This window comes from Paraglaciecola sp. IT1134 (genome assembly GCF_058068185.1).
Genome location: NZ_CM176486.1, coordinates 1,347,999 through 1,367,434 on the forward strand (window position 1 = coordinate 1,347,999; position 19,436 = coordinate 1,367,434).

The 19,436-nt window shown below is 42.9% G+C and carries 15 protein-coding genes; all 15 read right to left on the reverse strand.

All coding sequences use genetic code 11. The annotated features are described in order from the left end of the window. Window positions 1-27: 27 nt before the first annotated feature. On the reverse strand, window positions 28-1,083 hold the full coding sequence (locus AC3RV5_RS05815; protein ID WP_489731013.1) for a FemAB family XrtA/PEP-CTERM system-associated protein: 1,056 nt from the start codon (window positions 1,081-1,083) through the stop codon (window positions 28-30). Between the two features lie 3 nt (window positions 1,084-1,086). Beyond that, window positions 1,087-1,263 carry a hypothetical protein gene (locus AC3RV5_RS05820; RefSeq protein ID WP_489731014.1) on the reverse strand — a complete coding sequence of 59 codons (177 nt, stop codon included), beginning with the start codon at window positions 1,261-1,263 and terminating at the stop codon, window positions 1,087-1,089. Then, window positions 1,264-2,085: a polysaccharide deacetylase family protein gene (locus AC3RV5_RS05825; protein ID WP_489731015.1), complete on the reverse strand. Its 822-nt coding sequence runs from the start codon at window positions 2,083-2,085 to the stop codon at window positions 1,264-1,266. It lies immediately after the preceding gene. Beyond that, entirely contained in the window at window positions 2,085-3,200 is a 1,116-nt protein-coding gene (locus tag AC3RV5_RS05830) for a glycosyltransferase (protein WP_489731016.1), read from the reverse strand. Before AC3RV5_RS05830 ends, AC3RV5_RS05825 begins: the two co-directional genes overlap by 1 nt. Window positions 3,201-3,213: 13 nt before the next feature. Further along, the gene (locus tag AC3RV5_RS05835; RefSeq protein WP_489731017.1) at window positions 3,214-4,170 is read right to left on the reverse strand and encodes a glycosyltransferase family 2 protein; all 957 of its coding nucleotides are present in this window, start codon (window positions 4,168-4,170) and stop codon (window positions 3,214-3,216) included. Between the two features lie 30 nt (window positions 4,171-4,200). Then, complete coding sequence (locus tag AC3RV5_RS05840) at window positions 4,201-6,792, reverse strand: RIFT barrel domain-containing protein (RefSeq protein ID WP_489731018.1); 2,592 nt, start codon at window positions 6,790-6,792, stop codon at window positions 4,201-4,203. A 4-nt stretch (window positions 6,793-6,796) separates the two neighbouring features. Beyond that, a complete protein-coding gene (locus tag AC3RV5_RS05845; protein WP_489731019.1) occupies window positions 6,797-7,960 on the reverse strand; it encodes a GNAT family N-acetyltransferase in 1,164 nt (387 codons plus the stop codon). A 40-nt stretch (window positions 7,961-8,000) separates the two neighbouring features. After that, window positions 8,001-10,757, reverse strand: a complete 2,757-nt coding sequence (prsT, locus tag AC3RV5_RS05850) for an XrtA/PEP-CTERM system TPR-repeat protein PrsT (protein WP_489731020.1) — start codon at window positions 10,755-10,757, stop codon at window positions 8,001-8,003. Between the two features lie 183 nt (window positions 10,758-10,940). Then, window positions 10,941-12,590: an FAD-binding oxidoreductase gene (locus AC3RV5_RS05855; RefSeq protein ID WP_489731021.1), complete on the reverse strand. Its 1,650-nt coding sequence runs from the start codon at window positions 12,588-12,590 to the stop codon at window positions 10,941-10,943. A 275-nt stretch (window positions 12,591-12,865) separates the two neighbouring features. Beyond that, a complete protein-coding gene (locus tag AC3RV5_RS05860; RefSeq protein ID WP_489731022.1) occupies window positions 12,866-13,705 on the reverse strand; it encodes an Npun_F0296 family exosortase-dependent surface protein in 840 nt (279 codons plus the stop codon). 769 nt (window positions 13,706-14,474) lie between these two features. Next, window positions 14,475-15,305 carry an Npun_F0296 family exosortase-dependent surface protein gene (locus tag AC3RV5_RS05865; protein WP_489731023.1) on the reverse strand — a complete coding sequence of 277 codons (831 nt, stop codon included), beginning with the start codon at window positions 15,303-15,305 and terminating at the stop codon, window positions 14,475-14,477. A 452-nt stretch (window positions 15,306-15,757) separates the two neighbouring features. Continuing rightward, the gene (locus tag AC3RV5_RS05870) at window positions 15,758-16,570 is read right to left on the reverse strand and encodes a PEP-CTERM/exosortase system-associated acyltransferase (RefSeq protein ID WP_489731024.1); all 813 of its coding nucleotides are present in this window, start codon (window positions 16,568-16,570) and stop codon (window positions 15,758-15,760) included. A gap of 31 nt (window positions 16,571-16,601) precedes the next feature. Further along, complete coding sequence (locus tag AC3RV5_RS05875) at window positions 16,602-17,441, reverse strand: patatin-like phospholipase family protein (RefSeq protein ID WP_489731025.1); 840 nt, start codon at window positions 17,439-17,441, stop codon at window positions 16,602-16,604. A gap of 86 nt (window positions 17,442-17,527) precedes the next feature. Then, window positions 17,528-18,127: a YdcF family protein gene (locus tag AC3RV5_RS05880; RefSeq protein ID WP_489731026.1), complete on the reverse strand. Its 600-nt coding sequence runs from the start codon at window positions 18,125-18,127 to the stop codon at window positions 17,528-17,530. A 249-nt stretch (window positions 18,128-18,376) separates the two neighbouring features. Next, window positions 18,377-19,393, reverse strand: a complete 1,017-nt coding sequence (locus AC3RV5_RS05885; protein ID WP_489731027.1) for an NAD-dependent epimerase — start codon at window positions 19,391-19,393, stop codon at window positions 18,377-18,379. Between the last annotated feature and the right edge of the window lie 43 nt (window positions 19,394-19,436).

A 19,436-nucleotide genomic window follows, 5' to 3' on the forward strand; every position in this document is an offset into this window, starting at 1 on the left:
TTGCTTAAAGAGCGCTATTATTATGCTTTATAAGCTTATGTGTTTACGTATCAATGGCCCCAAGGTGGTGGTCACCCCTATGGGTAATTTGGACCAGGCTTGTTCCACCAAGGGGCGCAATTTACCAGGTTTGAATTCTGAACTCTCGGTATTTTGCTGGTTTTCTAATTCTGTATTAGCTAAATCTCGCCAGAGTAACTGATGAGGTTCAGCCCCCCATTGGCGTTTAAATTTAAACGTTCCTTCACCGTAGGTTGAACGGCCAAAATCAAATTCGCTACAACCCTTATCACAAGCATGTTCCAGTAACGACCAATACAACATCATGTTAGGTGCCAACTTGTTGTATTCGGCAACGGTAGATGCCCAAGGGATGGACATTTTTTTGCCGTTTCGTAGGGTGATCCCGGCGCCAACCGCAACAGCGTCGCTATACACAACGGATAACACAATATTATCGCCGTAATATCTAAACAACGCTTCAAACCATTTCTGACTGTGTACCGGCGAGCCAAGTTTTCGCATGTTAATTGCGAAAATATGATAAAAATCATCAATTTGATTTTTATTGTTGGCGACGATGCAGGTTAAGCCGTTTTTCTCTGATTTACGGATTTGGCTACGTAGTTTGGATTTGAAATCGGCCATCAGCTGTTCTGATGTTTCAGGAAGAGGTAACAACATTCGGACTTTTTGGCCGGCCATAGCGGCTTCATTTTGCACTGGATTATTATCTCGATAGTCAAACTTGCCGCCACCGGCCTGGCTTAAATCGGTCAGTGCCTTGGCAAATAATTGCTCTTTAATTATTTCACTATCGCTTAAGGCACTGCCGATATCACAATAGGGTAAAGCGCAAAAAGACAGCCGTCTGAACGGCGCTTTCATCTCGATACAAGGCATAACGCCAACGACTTGCTCGTCTTGCAACGCAAGCAAACTGACACTTTTGTGCTGGTATGCTTCCTCAATACTCTGCAGCCAGGCAAAACGATGGTAAGGGGTTGCCTGGGGATGTTTTAGCACGTATTGATCCCAAATTACCTGGTCAGCGGATGTGGCTAGGCGAATATGTATGCTCATGTGTTATTGCTCGTTTATAGTTTGCAGTTTTTGCGCCGCTTCAGTAATGGTACAAAACTCAATATTATATTTGTTTTTTAAACGGGTAATAACCTGTTCAACAGCGTTAGAAATAAATTTATCGGCACCATAGTTGCCGATCAGACTGTTATTGTTGTCAACTAAACTGGAGCTGTGCATCTACATATGTAGCACATGATAACCTTTATCTATTACCGTCTCACTCAAGGCAAACATATCATCGGGCAAAGATAACTCCGGACATAGATAATTCTTACGCAGCAATCGTGTATGCCAGGCTAATCCGTTAAACCGCGTCCAACTATAAGGTGGTGCGGAAAACCGGGTATGTATTTCGTTCCAAAATGCGAAGTTCTGACGGTTGAAGCCCACAGTAACGGGTAGTTCATAAATTTTGTTCTGCGCGGATTGTTGTAAGGGATTTTTCAAGTCAGGCCAGTAGGGTAGTTCGGGCGCGCCATGGCAGCTAAAATACTCATTTTGATAATAAGGGTAAACACTTGAATCTACCGTAAAACCGGATTCGACCAACAGGTTGAGTACTTTGCTGTCTATGCCCCAACGGCCGGTGCGAAACGAGGTAGGTTGAATTGAAAATTGCTGCCTTATGCGCGCTACCAAACTATCCAGTTTTTGCGAAACCAACTCTACGGGTAAATTTACAACATGAGATTTTTCGTCGCTTGTTTCACCTACGTAAGGAGGGTTACACCAGGGATGCAAGTGAGCACCAATTTCACAACTACCATTTGCGGAAAAAGCAGACATAGTCTTAACAGCAGCGTCAGAATCTGCTACCGCATAATCTACAAAATAGGTCGGGCGTACACCTAAAGCTGTACACATTTTGTGAAAGGCAGGCAACTTGTCAATATTTTTGACACTGGTTTTTTGTTCTGGAAACGCTCCCGACCAATCCCACTCTTCTTCGGTATCTACCGATAGTACAAAGATGATGGGACGTTTTTTGCCCTGATACATCAACTATCCCTTGTCATTTCTTTAAATAAGACCGTATATTCCGTCGCCATACGGTTTGCAGAGTAATTATCGTATACGAATTGTTTGGCTTTTTCAGCGATTTCTTGAGCGTAGGTGGGGTCAAACAACAGCTTTTCCCAATATCCCTGCAATTCTTTTTTCTCTCCTGGGGGGGCTAATAAACCGGTATGTTGGTGGCTGATCAATTGATCGATCCCGGGGATATCATACGCAGCAACAGGTATGCCTGCTGCTGTTGCTTCCATGAGGCAACGAGGTATGCCCTCTAAGGTAGATGTCATGACAAACAAGTCAAATGATTTTAACAAGCTCAGTCTGTCATCACGAAAGCCTAAAAACTCTATATTGTTATGACTTTGCAAGGTGGCAGTATGGGTCTCTAGCGATTTACGTGAGTCACCATCACCCAATAATATCAGGCGCGTATTGGGGTGCTTCTGGTGGATGTTGTCAAAGATATCCAGTATGTCAGTGATGTTCTTACGGCTGATCATTTGGCCAACAAAACCGATGCGTTTTTCATCGTCGCTTTGGCGAACAGGTGCAGGGGTGGCCTCGACTTCAGATAAGTCCACCCCGTTTTGGATATACAGGGTTTTATCTTCCTTAACCCCCATAGCCAATACATCACGCAATAATTGCTGGGACAAAGGCACAACTTTATGGGCATATTTCATGGCCTGGCAACCTAACCAAATAAATGTCCTTAATTTGAGATCTTTTACATTTTCAAAGCCATGGGGGGTGACGATGCACTTTATCCCTGCTTTTCTAGCGGCCAGTACGCCAATTATATCTGACTTGTAACCATGAGTATGAATGATATGAATTTGTTTCTCTTTGATTAACGCCACCAGTTTTGTCACTGCGCTTAGATCAAACTTGTTTTTCATATCCAGGGAATAAGTGCTCAGTCCCAGTCTTTTGTAATGGGCTACTAGTTCCAAAGGAATTTGTTCAGGCTCCATGGTAACAGCCAAATCACAACGTATTACCTGTGGATCAAGATGCTTGGCCAGCGCGAGTACCCAGCGCTCTGCGCCGTAAAACCCGGTGGGGCAAATGAACTGCAGCACATTAATAGTTGGTTTCATTAAGAGTCATATCCTAGGCGTGTTTGACGCCGATTGAGTTAAATAGCCCGGCAAAGGTGCCAATAGCGCGCGCCGGAAAATATACTGCATAAAATTTAAAGATGGAGAAAAAAGAAATTTTATTATTGGTCAAGTTATAAAGTCGCAAACTGTATAAAAACACGGGTGCGAGGCTTAACAACAGTAAAAATAAGGCAGCTTGAGGCATGCCTGCCGCCAGTACAATCAACGCCACAACAAAGGTGAGCATGATACCCGGGGGCACCATAAAACTTGGCCATTCCCGCAAGGGAACTTTTCTGCCAGCGATCGATTGCAGGTTAGATTGGCCACGCCAAATCTCTTTGTTAAACATGGCTTTGTAAGCTTTATCTTCGCCCAAATGTAGAAAAGTTGCTGCGGATGTCTTATACAACTCACCAAGTTTGGCCGCTTGATCGGTAAAATATGTATCTTCACAAGTGAGCAAATGCTCAGGGAAACCTCCAATTTTGCCAAAAGAGTCACGGCGCATAAACAAGTTACAGCCAGGCAGAAAGCTAACATTGGTATCTATTTGTGCATTACTCAGGCTGGTTCTGATTTTTTCCACTGTAGGCGCATTGTGTTCACATATTTGTATGCCGCTGACGATGATTCGTTGTGGATTCAAGTTTAACTGGTGTTGCATTTGTCCTACCCAATTCTCGGAGAGCCAGATATCGGCGTCCAGAAACGCCACATATTGGCTGTTCGATTGGGCGAAACCAAAATTGCGTAAAGCAGAAATTGTCTCATTTTCAGGGCGAATAAAGACTTTCACACAAAGTGCAGGATCACTGCACAGCAGTTGCTGTTCAATCTCGGAAGTTTGGCTAACAACCAACACTTCCAGTTGCTTGAGATCCCAATCCTGGGCGCTAATCGACTCGATGGTTTGAATTAACATCTCAAACCTGCCCTTATGGGGGATAATAAAAGAAACTTGCATGTAAAATTTATGTCCTGATCAAAATGTAATCTAGCCTAGCCTTTTCTTCAGCCAGTTAATTTCCCTGCCAATTGACAGCTTTTGCAGTCGCTTAACCAGTGCTTTGGGTAACCCTTTTGCGACCGATGTTGTCTGATATTTGGCCAACGGCCAATCCATCTTGCGGGGTGAGAATGTGTATTGCGCGGCAGTGCTAGCGTAGTAATCAGTGGCCCCGTAATTTTGCATCATTAATACCATAATACGGGTATAGGTTTTAGTGTTTGACACGGCTAAACGTTTATACACTTCGCGTTCGAAATAATGCGCTTTTTGCATATACTCAGGGCGCAGGCTGTTACTGAAATAGCTGGCCCCGGCAAATATCTGTGCTTTGCGCAGATCCTGCGCTGTCCAAGTATCGTTGGGGTATTCAAGTAAGTCAGGTTTATCCAGATATAAATATTCGTTGTTTACCATCCAGTCAGTAAAATTGAGTAAACAATCACGGGCATAATAAAAATGGCTGTCAAACTGCCCTGAACTTTCCTTTACATGCAGATACCGGGTTAATGCTTGCAACAAAACTGTATAAAACCAGTTTGTCTCAACATTCTGCAATTGACGCTGGGCCAAGTCTTCATCGGGGTGCATGGTGTTGTATAAAATGTGTTCTACCCGCTGCAAGTATTCTGCCTGCTGGGTTAATTCATAACTATCTAATAGGGCGACGACATAATTTGCCGTGCCTCTATCCAAAGGATATTGACCGGTGAACTGGTTTTTTAAACCTGCAACATGGCGGTTTTTAAAGGCTAACAGCAGCTCCAGGCAAGTATGAGAGCCTTCATACACATGGGTGATCCAGTCGGTCAGGGTAAGCACCGCTTGTTTTGAATTCTCATTCCCTGTCATTAAATAATGCAGCATCAAGCCGCTGGTATAACAATGCTGGCCTCCTGGCCCACCACCACCGGCATGATCCTGATAAGCGCCGCTGGCTTGATGTTTGGAATAGGAACGATGGCTAGAGGTAAAAGCCTGCAAATAATGATCTGTATGCCAGAATAAACCGCCGTTATATTCATCTTTATCTTGTGAGGTGTGATAAATATCGATGTCTGTGACATGTTTTGCCAGATCATCGGCCAGTTCAAACCAGCGCTTATCGCCATCGATCATGTATTGGCGCAAGAAACCGAAAATGGGATCATATTGGTTATTGTAATGGGAAACAAAAATATCTTTGCCCTGGTAACCTGAGGTTTCATGATCCGCATATAGATCACCAAAATTACGCCAACCATACTGATCAACCATTTCGCGTTTGTGATAGAAATTGCTGTCGCTATCAAGTGCATTGCAAATAAGTGAGCGCAAAGGTGCCTCAGCGCTATGTTTGTTGAGGTACAAAAAGCTGGCGCCTTGCTGATAAGCTGGTCTGGATACTTTTGCAGTTGGCTTTTGGTGTACCCAAGCCAGTTGCTCTTGCTCCCCGGTGATATTTAACCATAGGGTGTGGGTTTTCTGTTCGCCACCTTGCAATTCGTATTGTTTACCAGCTTGCAGTGGAAAAAGGCCCAGGCTAATAGTGCCCCCTTTGATGCATAAGGATTTAGGGAAATTTTGCCAAAAATTTTCCAAGGTCAGGCCAAAGCTGTCCTTGACATAAATACTGGGGGTTGCGCGCTGAGCCTGGGCGACACTGATACCATCTTTAAGCACCTGATACCCCTTTTGGCTGAAGGGAAGTTGCTTGGAATGATCCCAGTGTATAGGACTTTGCCAGTTTTCACCGCCACTGGAGAATTGTTGCAGCTGGATATCCGCTCCCTGGACATCTTGCCAGCTTTCCCCTGGCTCTTGCTGATAACTAATGTGCTCAGTTTGCGGGGTATGCAAGTCAAAATTCAGGCCGTTAAAAATAAGTGAATGGGGATCGCCAAGATCCCAATTGCCACCACTGTGTAAAGCTGCGTTGGGATTGCGCAGTGTATAGGTGAACTTTAGGCAATTTTGCCCATAATAAAAAACAAAATAGGCATAAAAATCTGCCACGCTAGAGGCTTCATCTGACCCGTGACAGCCGGTAATACGTAACTTAATCACCTGAACCGAACCATCACACAGATCGTGAAATCGGGTGATATGTATATCTTGTATATGGCTAGCAAGCAGATTATTTTGGCTATCAAATAATTCAACAGCGTTTGCTGCACTCTTAAAAAAGTTTGTGCCATCTTTGGGTGACGTCAGTGAAAATTCAAAGCTGTCTCGCAGCAGTTCGAAAGTGAAGTCGACATTGTGTATCGTCAGGCTGGTTTGTGTATCAACACATGACAAACCAAGTTGGGGGTCTGCTATATCTATTTCAGCTTGGGTCGTGACTAATTCATAGTTTTCGGTTTGCTCAGGTTCAGGGAAAAATATCAAATTTACCCACTTGATACTCTTGTCATGCCAGTAATTGAGTGCCCGGGCGGCACAAGACACGGCATTTCCGTTACATTGCAGCTGTAATTGATTTAGGTTAAGGGCTTTCCCTTGGGGGATAGGCACCCCCACTTCCAGCGGTGCATTTACAGTACCGGCACTGGGTAACTGGAGTGTTATACGTTCTGGCGTGATATTCTGTATTGTCATGGGCTTATTTCTTATTCTGCAATTTTAACATCACCATTGCCAACTGCCTCTTCATTACTCTTACCTGTTCGCGAAAGCGCAGCAGCATAGTGGGGCTGTAGAAACATACTAGCTGCTGAGTGGTTTCTTGAGCATTACATAACGAACGCTTGTATCTGGCCTCTCCTGCTAAAAAACTATATTTGGTGATGTGTTTTTTGATGGCCAGCTCGATAACAAAAATGTGAGCTAACAAACCAATTTTAATGCGGTTGTCGTCACTATTTCTGATCGCCGACAGGTAAAAATACCAGCTTTCTCGCTCCTTAATAATATAGATATAGGCTAAGGGTTGGGCGGTAAGTCGTAAACAAAATAAATAACTCATATTAGAATCGTCATCTTCAAATATGAGACGTTGGTGAAACTGACTAAATATTGGATTGGAGAAGCCACTTCCGAACTCACTGGGCTGCCATTTTTCGATATGCAGCGCAGCCATATCCGTTAGGTAAGCTTTTTTTTCCGCAAGAGTGACCGCTTGAGTTAACGAAATTTCACCCTGGAGCTGCAGCAGCTTCTTGCTGCGTTGGATCTGGGAGCGAGTATTTCGGGACAATTCTGCCAGATACTCATCTATATTGGTTTTCCCTGCCAGGTCAACTTCGAAGTTTGGCGAACTGATAATGAGTCGCTTATGGGGCAACGTTTCGCTAAATTTCTGAACAACAGTCGAATTAGAAAGCCCAAGATAGAGTTCATGCCATAAATGTTGCTGTTGCAGCAAATAACTCAGCATTTCTTCTCGTACATGTTGCTCATTTTGTGAGGCAAGGAGCAAGTCATTATGTTCAATCCAAATTTGGTCGAATTTAGCGGATCCAAAACGATGCAACCAAAGTTGTTTAACGGTGATAAAAGGCAGTATTTTACGTTGGCGAGGGACAAACAGCCCCAGGCCGACACAAGTCTTACCCTGTGTTGCCTCAATAACTAAGGGTGCACAAGACAAGGATTCAAGCCAGGATGAAATCCACGACCAACATAAGAACGGCCCCCCATTTGACAGCTCAAATAGGGCTGTCCACTTGTCCTTTAGATCCGAGGCACAGCTTAACGGATAGTGTTTAATAGAAATAATGGTGCCATTCTCAACGTTGATAAATTTTAAAGTACGTTCATATTTCATCAACAATTAAGTAAATGAATGTTATTAATAACTTGTTATATTAGGTGCGTTTTAGCATCGCCTTAAGTCTTGTCAATTCCTGCTCATTTTTAGCCGACAACGATTTTAATCGCTTGATGACTGCCCGGGCGTCATCACCTTGTTCATTGCCTATTAAAGCTTCAATCAAATGCAATTTTATCTCGACGTTTTCAGGTAATGCTTTGTTGGCTTTACTAATGTAAGTCAGTGCATCGCTATAGTTCTTCTCATGCAGTAATGCCCAGCCTAAGGTGTCCATGGCATAAGGCGACGAGGGCTCTAATTGCAAAGCTCTCTGTGCTAAGGCCTTGGCCTGAGGGATATCATTCAATTTGACTAATACGGCTGCATAGTTGTTGAGTGTGACAAAATGTTCAGGATTACGCTCAAGAATTGCTTGGTATTGCTTTGCTGCGCGGTCACCCATATCGTTACTCGCATAATACTCAGCAAGGTAATGAACCTCTTTAAACGCAGTTTGCATTTTACCTAATTCACGCTCCAAATAGCGACCGCCTTCGAGGGGGTTACCCGTGTTAGCCAATGCAGTTGCCAGTAACTTGGCAGTATCAAATGACGGTGAAATTTTATAATACTCTTCCAGTAAAGGTACAGCCTTGGCGTAATCTTTACGCATCATGGCTAACTCTGCGTCAAATCGTCTAAATACAGGGGAGTCGACATTTTTATCTCGTAATTCCTGCAAGGCACTTTGAGAAGCGCGGGTATCGCCTTTTCGAATTAAAGCCCCAACATAAAGAATGGCGATTTGTGGATCTTTGGGTAGGGCTTCTGTTGCCTTTTTTGCGGTTTGTAAGGCCGAATCATAATTAGTTTCTTTATTTAACATATTGATTAAACGTATCCACCCTCTTTTATCTCGTGGATATGCCTCTACTAATTTGGAATAGGTTTCATAGGCTTTTTTGAGTTTACCGTTTTCTTCATAGGTTTTTCCCAAGGTAGTTAACAGTACCAAATTGGGCTGATTACCTAACTTCTCCAGCAATGCTATGGCTTTTTCTGGCTGTTTTTTATGATTGTAAATCATGGCTAAACCGGCATTAATTTCGCTGTTATCCTGATCTTTATTTTCTGCAAGAAGACGATCGAACAGGCTCTCAACAGAATCTAAATCATTTTGTTCAATAGCAATATTTATCAGATCAATAACGTTTTGAAGTTGCATGCCAGTGGAATTATTATCAGTCACTAACTTTTGCGCTAAAGCTCTGGCCTCATCAAAGCGTTTTTCCCTGGCGTTTAACAACATTAAAAAGCGCATGGCGCCGGGATGTTCAGGGGAAACCTCTAAACACTTTTCCAGAAGTTCGCGCGCTTTGCCGCTATTGCCTAACTGTAAATTCAGGTAGGCTTCTAAAGCCAGCCCATTGGGTTTATCTACAAGTTGCCATTCTTGCGCCGTTTGCAAGGCTTTTTGTGAATTGTTGTTCTCCATATATCCCTGGGCCAACAAGGACCAAGCGTCATCCAAACTGTTATCTTGAGCAATAGCTGACTCAAGGCTTTGGATACCCGAAGGATCGTTAGCAGATAACCGGACTAAGCCTTCCCGCATTAAATTTACCGCATTACCTGGCTCGTTCGTATTAGCTTTACTAAACAGTTCTTTTGCTTGTTCAATGTCACCCTCTCGAAACATCGCCATGGCCGCATTTTCAAATAACGAGGTCCCTTGTTCGGAAGAGCCGGAGAAGGTATCCAATAATTCAGATATATTTTCGGTGTAGCCCAGCTTTATTCTAACTTCCGCCAGTAATCGATTCGCAGTGTGATTGGCAGGAAGATTTTTCGAAATTCTATTTAGGTAAAGATATGCGCTCTCCAGGTTTTCAGTTTTATAGGCGCTTACACCGGCAATTAAGTTACCCAGCGTAGCGTCAATACCGTTTTGCACTGAATTTTTTGCGGCAGAAAATGCAGTCTGATAGTTTTCGTTGTGGAATTCGATTTGCGCTTTTAATAAATTTGCATAGGCACTGTTGGCGTTAACCCTTAGCAGCCCGTCGACCAGATTAGTGGCTTTGTCAAACTGTTCAGCCCGCAGGAGTATTTCGGCTAGCTGAAACTGCACTACATAATATTCGGGGGATTGCGCAACAACTGCTTCCAGCGACTCTATGGCTTTATCAAAGTTGCCAAGTTGCGCATTGACTAAACCCGTTACTATGAGCTTCTCTATTTGTTCTTGTTCGGGGTTGGTAAACTGATTCGATAATGATTCCGCTTCTTTAGGGTTGCCCTTGGCAAAGGCTTGATAGACTTGAGCGAGCAACAAATCATCACCGATGAGCTGGCTAAAATCTAAGTCTTGGTGAAATTCGCTTGCTTCGCCCTTTAATCTTGACAGCAGTGTGAACAGAGAAACCGTGCTTTGTACGGTTTTATCGTCACTGTGAAAATTTTCTGTCAGGTCTAGTAGTCGGTCAAAATCGTTTTGATAATATATAGATTTAACCAAGGCCGTAAATACCGTCAGTTCTTCGTTTCCTAACTCTCTGGCCTTACGTAACTCTTTTTCTGCTTCCGAAAAGAATCCCCCTTCGAGATAATACAGACCTAAATTTTTTCTGGCTTCAACATTTTGCGGCTCTAATGCAATGGCATTTTTTAAATCGATGATGGCCGCTTGTGTTTGATTGTCTTGATATTGCAACTTAGCAGATTGAATATACTCTTGGGCGCTTTTGCTATCGCAACCCAAAAATGTGAGGCTGGATAAAGCGATTAGACAAGTAAATATTTTTTGACGCATTCTAACTCCATTAGTTACATTATTATCGCTTTGCAAAGCAGTAATTTTGATTACTGACTTTATCTGGCTAGTCTTCATTTGCTATGAGGGCATCTTAGCCGAGCGTTTCAAAACGGGTACTTTAAGGCATTAATTTGACTGGCACAACATACATTGAAATTTACCAAAGCCAGCTGATTATCATTAAGGATTATATCGCATAGGAGAAATAATATTATTTGGATCAATCGCATTTTTGAGCAAGCGGGTCGTTTGCCAAAATATATCATCTTTATTTAGATGGGATTGTTGCCGGGTATTGATTCGGTAAGGCACAAAACCTTGTTTACAACCTTCGGTGAACAATTCCTCAAGGCATTGATGGGCCGCCTCTACAGCCTTTTCATTGGTTAAATCGAAAACTAAAGGAACGGTTGAGTCGATACAGTCGTGACGTAAGTTGGTAAAAGTGACCAGCGGCTCAATGCCATATTTGGGGGTGGTACGGCGAATAAAACTGACAAAATCTGCGAGTACTTGCGGATCCATCTGGATAAGAGGTGCGTACCATAATAACCCACATTTATCTTTGTCCGGTAATAATGCTGTCGATTTATTTGGTCTAACATGAGGGTTACGCCAATAAGCCAGAGGCAGCGCAACCTGATTGGGTTTACCTAACATTATTTCAATGCCTTCATCGAGGGTCCGTAATTGTTCTTTGATGTTCTCTAATGCTGCAAAATTGGGAAGTGGTAATTTAGTAATAAATTTCGCGCTGTTCATCAGCCAGCTATCGGAAAAATTGATTGTGCCGAGTTTTTTGGCCCGCTGACAAAACTCACGCTTGGTAGAATTAACGACTGACTCGGTACCATATATAGTACCAACAATAAGCCAATGTGGGAGGCGCTTTTGTTTGGCAATCTTGCTGATTTGCTCCGTTGTCATGTTTTTATGTTGTTCATTACCATTTGGATTTTCTGCCACCATGGAAACCAGCCTGCTCCTGTCCATTAAATTAATGGAACCCACTATGCCTTCACAATCCATGAGCAAATCTCTAATTAACTCAACAGAGTCGGTAAAGTTCTCAGCCGCAAATATCTGTAAATAGAATGCGCTAAAATGCTTGGGTAGTGGGCCCAGGCGTAATGTCATTTCTGTTACTATGCCAAAATTACTTTGTGTAAACAGGCCATCAATATAAGGGCCAAGGCCCCATTTAAAGGTTTTGTCGATAAAATCCGTACCTGACCCATCGAGCCCAGATACAGCGGATTGATACAATGTCTGACACAGATCTGGGTGTGGCAGGTAGGCCTTTAATGCATTTACTGCAGCAAAATGGTCAGTACGAGGCGTTATACCATAACCTCTTTCCAGCGCATTGCTTAGAATGCTGCAACTTGGACCGGCACCTGTGACAGGTACCATAAATGGCCAGTCGTTGCTGTCAAGATAGTCATATAAATCTTGTTGGGTCACGCCGGGCTGAATGGTAATTAGCCCAAGCTTGTGGCTGGTTGGGGTGATTTTTTTTAGTTTACCTAAATCCAATACCACCCTGGGGTGACTCAACGGGGTATTTTGCACTGAACCGTATCCCCAGTTTTGACCGCTACTAATGGGATATACATGAAACATTAATTCGTTTGCGAGCTTCAGAATTATCTTAATGACATCTTCATCCAACACCACTATCGCGGCATCGATCTGCACTTGCTCAGAGAACGTGGTATTACCATAAGTTTGTGTCGCGCTTTGTTTGTTGACAAGTGTTGCTTGCTGTTTGTCAATTTTGCCTTGGAGTATGCTGAAAATATCCATACGGGATCTACTGTTTGAATTCATGGTTGCTAACCTGACATGAGTCAGACCGCGGTACAATAGGTTATGCGCCTAAATGGGGTGATTTTCTGTGATATATGGTTCTTTGTTTACCGTTAGGTTGTTACAAACAAGCAGATTTTGCATGAACGCGTCAGGTTTTGTCTGTTTTTTATTGAGGAGCACAGGGTGGCTAACTAAGCAGACTATCCAATCACTTACAGCGTGTTCCTATCGATAAGGCTCCATAAAAAAAGCCGGCAAGCCGGCTTTTTTTGAACTAAGTAGTGAGGTTAGGCTTATTTTTTAAATCTTCTGCCTAAACCAAGACCTAACAAACCAAGACCTAAAAACGCTAGGCTGGCAGGTGCCGTTACCGGACGTTGATCCAAACCAACAACGATGTTGTCAAATTCACCGGCGATACCTGAGGTCGTTACACGTAATCTGTTGAACGCTTCAGCAAAGCTGAAATCGATGTTCACATATACGTTAGAATTATCAGCTACTTGGTCACCAGCGCTGCCGCCTAATGCTGCAAGTAATTGTGGGCCAGTGATTTTAGCTACTAACTCATCATCTGAATAAAATTCAAAGGAATTATATTCGTCTACTGAGCCCCAGTAAAAACCTAAATAGTTAATGCTAGAACCTGCAAGATTTGCATCTAGACCACCAATACCCGCTAAAAACGCAGTGTAATCAATATCTACGAAGCTTTCAGTGCCAACAGTTGTCGGAGTTGTATAACCGTAACAGGTGGTATCGTTAGCAGGCGCGGCTGCAACATCTGTTTCAGAACCCGTTCTGATATTTAGCACTGTAGGGCCACTAGGCATTACTACTAAAGGCGAGTTAATTGCACAGCCTTCTGAGGTACCCGTTACGTTATATTGGGTGTCGCCACCACCAGGGATGCCCGGTATAGCGGTTGCTGTGTCGAAAGTCTCAACAAAGAAACCGTCGCCGATTGAATTGATGGTATTGTCAGCGTTAACGTTATTACTAGTTTTGCTTGAACCATCAGTAGCCGCTTGACCACCAAAAGAAATGGTTGCAGCACTTGCTTGCTGGGCTACTGCTAGCGTTAAAAGCGCTGCGATTGATACTAATTTTGTTTTATTAAATAAATTTGTCATGGTTATTCCTTAAATTGATGACCGATACTGCTGCCAAGTACGTATGCACTCTTTGGGCCAATATTTTTTTATTGCTATTTATCAATTGCTTAGCTATTTCGATTGGCGTGCGGAAATCTCTCGTGTAAAAAATACTGACAGAGGTGCCAAAGAGTTTTACTGCTTAAAACGAGGGTATTACACTGTTTTAGTGCGTTAACAAGCAAGGGTACGGTTTGCAATAACATTGTTCTATTATACCGGTAGGTGTGTATCTCCATTGGCAGAACTAATTGATGTATTCACTCACCCGCCCGCACTCAGTAGTGACAGTGTGGTAACTGACGCTGTTTTCAGCCCTGGTTATGACTATTACCGGGATCTTTTAATAAAAACCCCTGTAGCTGAAATCGAATTATCAGGCGTATAACGCTTAAATTTGTGAGTAATCCTGATATAACTGTCATTGATTTTTACTGCTTAGTCAGGTTCTTAGCCTGAATTCGTTCCCAGGTTTTAATAGGCTACTGGTAAGGAGCATAAGTCTAGTGCCCCAGGGGTATTTTGTTTTTAGGTTTAGAGTAATTTATGCCTGCTGAGTTAGCGCATCATCTTACAGATGTTTGAACGGGGCGGTGCGGCTTTACAATTTGAACTTTCCTTTTACGCATACAATATTTTAGTCGAATTCACATTACTCACTAATTTAAAGCCACCCCATTTTGATTATTTCTTTTACATAAAAAAAGCCGGCAAGCCGGCTTTTTCAGGAACTATTGTTTAGGTTGATTTATTTTTTAAATCTTCTGCTTAAACCAAGACCTAACAGGCCTAGGCCTAAAATGGCGATACTAGTAGGCGCCGTGACAGGGGTTAGCTGAATAACCACGTTATCAAATTCACCGGCAATACCAGATGAAAGAATACGTAATCTGTCAAAGGCTTCCGCTGGGCTAAAGTCAATGTTGACGTATTTGTTAGACCTTTCGGATTGTTGATCACCCGATTGACCATTAAACTGAGCCAACAATGCGGGGCCGGTAATTTCTGCCACTAACTCGCCTTCCGAATAAAATTGAAAGGTATTGTAGTCATCCACTGAACCCCAATAAAATCCCAGATAGCTAATTTCACGATCTCCGCCTAAGGAGGCCAAAAAAGCGGTGTAGTCGATGTCCACCCAACTATCTACACCCACCGTTTCTGGTGTGGTGTAACCGTAACAGGTGCTATCGCCTGCGGGAGCCGCCGCGACGTTAGTAGTGGAGCCCTTTCTTACACCTAAAACACGAGGAGTATTTGCTGCTGTACTCGTTGTAATCGCCAGTGGTGAATTAACCTGACAACCTGCATCTCTTCCCAGAGGATCTACGGTATAGGTGGTGTTATTGGCTGAAGGAAATCCCTGAACTGCTGTAGCCGCATCGAAGGTTTCGATAAACGTTTCTGTGGGCGCGGTGATTAAATTGTTAGCCGGTACTTTATTGCTGGTTATACCTGAACCATCAGTAGCGACTTGCCCGCCAAACGTAATAGTCGCAGCGCCAGCTTGTTGGCCAACAGCTAGTGCCAGAAGAGCGGCAACTGACACCAATTTTGTTTTCTTCAATAAATTTGTCATGTGTTATTCCTTATTTTGACCAATGGGACTACTGTTAATGGGACTGCTGCTAATAGAAAAGCATAAGGCATGCCAATATTAAAATTTGTTTTATTTTCAAAACCTTAATTTTTCTACGTTGCGTGTCGTCGTCTGGAGTGTAAAAAGCGTTGACATTTTTACCCCAAAAATCGAATAACAACATGACAATTTTTTTATTATTTTGTATGGCTACTTGTGTTCTAGCGGTAGGCGCTGGAAAACTAAGTTAAATATAAAATAACAGTGAGGTTTTACATAAATTAGTGGATTTACATCATTTATTGATGATATTGAAACGTGGGTTAATACAGGTCATATCATCAGTGTAAAATTAGCTGACAGATAGGGATGTAGCAAAGATATACGGCTATGGCTATGGCATTCAGTGCAAAATGTTGATCACAAACGCCTCTTATAAAGTTTTAAACAACTTAAGAGTCGAATTGGGCCACCACTTTTTTCTCAATATTTTTAAGCATGCGTTTAAACCCTGGGGACAAACCGCTCATAAGCAAATGACGGCTAATGTAGTAGGGGGCTCGCCTGCCATGATAATCCACCACAGGGCCCACTTGTTGAAAAGGGATGCCAACAAAGCGCAAACTTCTGGCTAGTCTTGGCTCCATCATGACAAAACAGTGTTTGATATCGTGTTTGCGCGAAGCCGATGCAGCACAAAGATATAAACCCACGGCAATGAAGGGGAAACAGCGTAACTCTCGTTCAGAATACACATGTTCATTGATCACACCGGTAGCAGAACCCTGGAATTTATCCGTTGCCCTTTTACGAAACTGCGCAGGAACGGCTAAACGGGATATTTCACAGATCTCATTCCTGGGAAAATCATTGGGATGAACAGCATCATCAGAGATAGAACTAATACAATATTTTTCAATTGGCAGTAGCTGAGTTTCATTTTCAGACCGAACGATGCGTACGGTGCCAGCATATTCTCCCGTGGGAATATGTTTAATTAAACAGTGGGTTGAGTGAGCATCAAACTGATCGGTTTCCATTGCATCGTCGCGAAGATCCTCAAATTGCAATTCTTCACAATAGACATTGTGCCGGATTTTGTATGATTCGTTTTTTAAAGCATCGTTTAATGCCACTACCGGACTGAGGTATTCAGAAAAGTGTTTGGAAATCTGATTTGCTTTCCTGCTCACCACAAAATTCATGAGTTTCTGTACAACGGGTCCGATGAAAGGCGTTTCAGTATATTTACGAAATCTCTTCATAATTTAGCGTCTTTAAAACAATTTTCCACATCTAATTCCTTAGTGGTGTATTGGCGTAGCAGCTTAGACGTTTCGGGACGAACTCAAGGGCAGTATCATACCCAATTTTATAAAGTTCCTCTTTTTGCTGATTAGTAATATTAAAATCAACTGGCGAAAGCTTTCCGGTATTGATCACTATGGTGTTACGCCAATATTCTGCATGAACATATTCCCGAGACATGGCAGTCATAAAAGTCCTTATTAGCATCATCACATATTGCCTTAGAGGCAGCCAACTTTTTTTGAAAGCTAAATCAGTAACATGCTCGCTTTTTAATTTAAAACACATGACAGGTGTGCCATCACCCGCCCAATCCTGATACAAGGCATCTTCGGATAATATAGCGCCGTCAACGAGGACGTGGTGTTTGTATGATTGGAAGCTGAAAAATAACGGGATGGACATGGAAAATCTAACCGCTTGGGATATTTTGAGGGTAGGACTGGTTATTTTGTTAAAAATAACCGGCCCCCCGCCGTTAACGTCTGTAGCGAGAATATGCAGATTTTTATCAATATCTGCGAAGGTTAAACCACGCAGTTTGTCATCCATCCAGGCTTCGAAGCTGTTGCCTGAGCTAAGCCCACCTTGGCGTAACAGGTGATAAAGTGAAAAACCTTTGAATTTTTTGAAATTGGTATTGAGGGCAAGCGTTTTGATTTCAGCCAAAGGCATGCCTGTGCAATATAAAGCAGCCACAATTGAACCGCCTGATACCCCTACTAGGTGCTGAAAGCTCAAGCCTAATTCGTGTAATGCGTCGAAAACGCCAATATGTGCCGCTAACCTTGTCCCGCCGCCTGAAAAAATTGGCACAATCTCGTTCATTTGTACTTCCTTGAAATTTGCGCTTCTTCAGCTTTTATCGGCAACATGAACTATTTGAGCACTTTTATTAATTTTACCCTTTATTATCATAGAATTAATCTTTGGTATATTAGACCTAAGTACTCATGTATGGCCCTTTCACTCCGGTAAAGGCTGCGTGCATTGGGTAAACCAAATGTGAACTGAATGTTTTTCCTACTTAAATGTTCTACCGGGATCGCCAGCACCTTTATACCTTGAAGGCGAAAATACTCCACTGCCCTAGGTTGGTGGCTGGCAGATGTAACCAGTGATACGGATTGTCCTCGCAAGTGGGGGGCCAGGGCCGCCACTTCAGATTCGGTATCATTGCCATGGGGGAACATATAAATATCTTCGGGTTTAACCCCCAGTTTCTGTAAAAACGTTGCGTTAAACGCAGCCTGTGTATCTGAATCCAGTTTGTTTAACACACCAGCCGCCAGATAGATCGGCATGGCTTTGGTTCGATACATCATCACTGCCTGTAGGTTTCGCTGTAAAGAACATTCTGGCCATCGGCTCACAAAGGGCAGGTCGTTATCATCAAAATAGTTGCAGGCCAGCACAACTATCGCGTCTGTGGTCTGCCATTTTTCTGAGGTTAATGGGACGACGGGGTATTGGTCTTCCAGATATTTGGCTAATAACACACTGGGGTATGTCATTGAACAGGTAAATAGCCACAACACAGGTAAATATGACAGGCGGTTACATATTTTGCTTCTATACCCTAGGTAACTGAATAAGCGCAATAGCAGAAAAATCAGTGGCGCGTGAACGAGGGGGGAACTAATGTTGTTTGCTAAGCCTTGCAGCACCGTGTTTTTCCTAAGCAGTAAGCGTCGATTTCGCTGGAAACATATATTTAAAGGCCACCTACATAGGTGCCCTTACGTACACTTTATAATCCAGCTTTATTGAGGGTAAAATTCTTTGTACCAGGTTACAAAGTTGTTCACACCAACGTCGAGTTTGGTTTTTGGTTGGTAACCAACGTCATCCATCAATGCCTGCACATCAGCGAATGTATCCGGTACATCTCCTGCTTGCATAGGTAGCATTTCTTTTACGGCCTGTTTGCCCAGGGAATTTTCCAGGGTAATGATAAAGTCCAGTAGGTTGACAGGCGTCTGGGCACCAATATTATAAATGCGCCACGGTGCTTTGCTGGTGCTTGGGTCTGGCGACGAACCGCTCCAATTGGGATTACTGGCAGCATTATGATCCAGGGTGGAGATAATGCCACTGACTATATCGTCTATATAAGTGAAGTCGCGTCTATGATTACCATAATTATAAACCTTGATTGGTTCGTCTTCTATTATTGCCTTGGTGAATTTGAATAAGGCCATATCAGGTCTGCCCCATGGACCGTAAACGGTAAAAAATCGCAAACCAGTGGTGGGTAAGTCATACAGATGACTGTAGGTGTGTGCCATTAATTCATTGGCTTTTTTACTGGCGGCATACAGGGAAACCGGGTGATCGACATTGTCGCTCACAGAAAACGGCATTGATTCATTTGCACCGTAAACAGAGCTTGAGGAAGCATAGACCAGATGTTGCACTTTGTGATGTCGGCATCCTTCCAATACATTAGTAAAACCAACTATGTTGCTGTCGATATAAGCGTGAGGGTTTTCAATTGAGTAACGCACACCCGCTTGAGCAGCAAGGTGTACAACCTTATCAAATTTGTGCTCCTGAAACGTACCTTCCATTTTTTCCCGGTCAGCTATATCCATTTTGATAAATGTGAAGTTTGCCGCTTGCTGATGTTTGGCAAGTTCGTTTAGGCGTCCATGTTTTAACTCGGGATCATAATAATCGTTGATATTATCTATACCGACTATTTCTTCACCTCGAGATAGCAAGTATTGGCATACGTGATAACCAATAAATCCAGCGGCGCCAGTGACTAATATTTTCATTTCAACAATCCTATTTTATTTTTCTGGCAAAAGTTCTGTCAAT

Coding starts and splice junctions, on each gene's coding strand:
- AC3RV5_RS05815 (WP_489731013.1), bottom strand. CDS start 1,083: ATGAGCATACATATTCGCCTAGCCACATCCGCTGACCAGGTAATTTGG.
- AC3RV5_RS05820 (WP_489731014.1), bottom strand. CDS start 1,263: ATGCACAGCTCCAGTTTAGTTGACAACAATAACAGTCTGATCGGCAAC.
- AC3RV5_RS05825 (WP_489731015.1), bottom strand. CDS start 2,085: ATGTATCAGGGCAAAAAACGTCCCATCATCTTTGTACTATCGGTAGAT.
- AC3RV5_RS05830 (WP_489731016.1), bottom strand. CDS start 3,200: ATGAAACCAACTATTAATGTGCTGCAGTTCATTTGCCCCACCGGGTTT.
- AC3RV5_RS05835 (WP_489731017.1), bottom strand. CDS start 4,170: ATGCAAGTTTCTTTTATTATCCCCCATAAGGGCAGGTTTGAGATGTTA.
- AC3RV5_RS05840 (WP_489731018.1), bottom strand. CDS start 6,792: ATGACAATACAGAATATCACGCCAGAACGTATAACACTCCAGTTACCC.
- AC3RV5_RS05845 (WP_489731019.1), bottom strand. CDS start 7,960: ATGAAATATGAACGTACTTTAAAATTTATCAACGTTGAGAATGGCACC.
- prsT (WP_489731020.1), bottom strand. CDS start 10,757: ATGCGTCAAAAAATATTTACTTGTCTAATCGCTTTATCCAGCCTCACA.
- AC3RV5_RS05855 (WP_489731021.1), bottom strand. CDS start 12,590: ATGAATTCAAACAGTAGATCCCGTATGGATATTTTCAGCATACTCCAA.
- AC3RV5_RS05860 (WP_489731022.1), bottom strand. CDS start 13,705: ATGACAAATTTATTTAATAAAACAAAATTAGTATCAATCGCAGCGCTT.
- AC3RV5_RS05865 (WP_489731023.1), bottom strand. CDS start 15,305: ATGACAAATTTATTGAAGAAAACAAAATTGGTGTCAGTTGCCGCTCTT.
- AC3RV5_RS05870 (WP_489731024.1), bottom strand. CDS start 16,570: ATGAAGAGATTTCGTAAATATACTGAAACGCCTTTCATCGGACCCGTT.
- AC3RV5_RS05875 (WP_489731025.1), bottom strand. CDS start 17,441: ATGAACGAGATTGTGCCAATTTTTTCAGGCGGCGGGACAAGGTTAGCG.
- AC3RV5_RS05880 (WP_489731026.1), bottom strand. CDS start 18,127: ATGACATACCCCAGTGTGTTATTAGCCAAATATCTGGAAGACCAATAC.
- AC3RV5_RS05885 (WP_489731027.1), bottom strand. CDS start 19,393: ATGAAAATATTAGTCACTGGCGCCGCTGGATTTATTGGTTATCACGTA.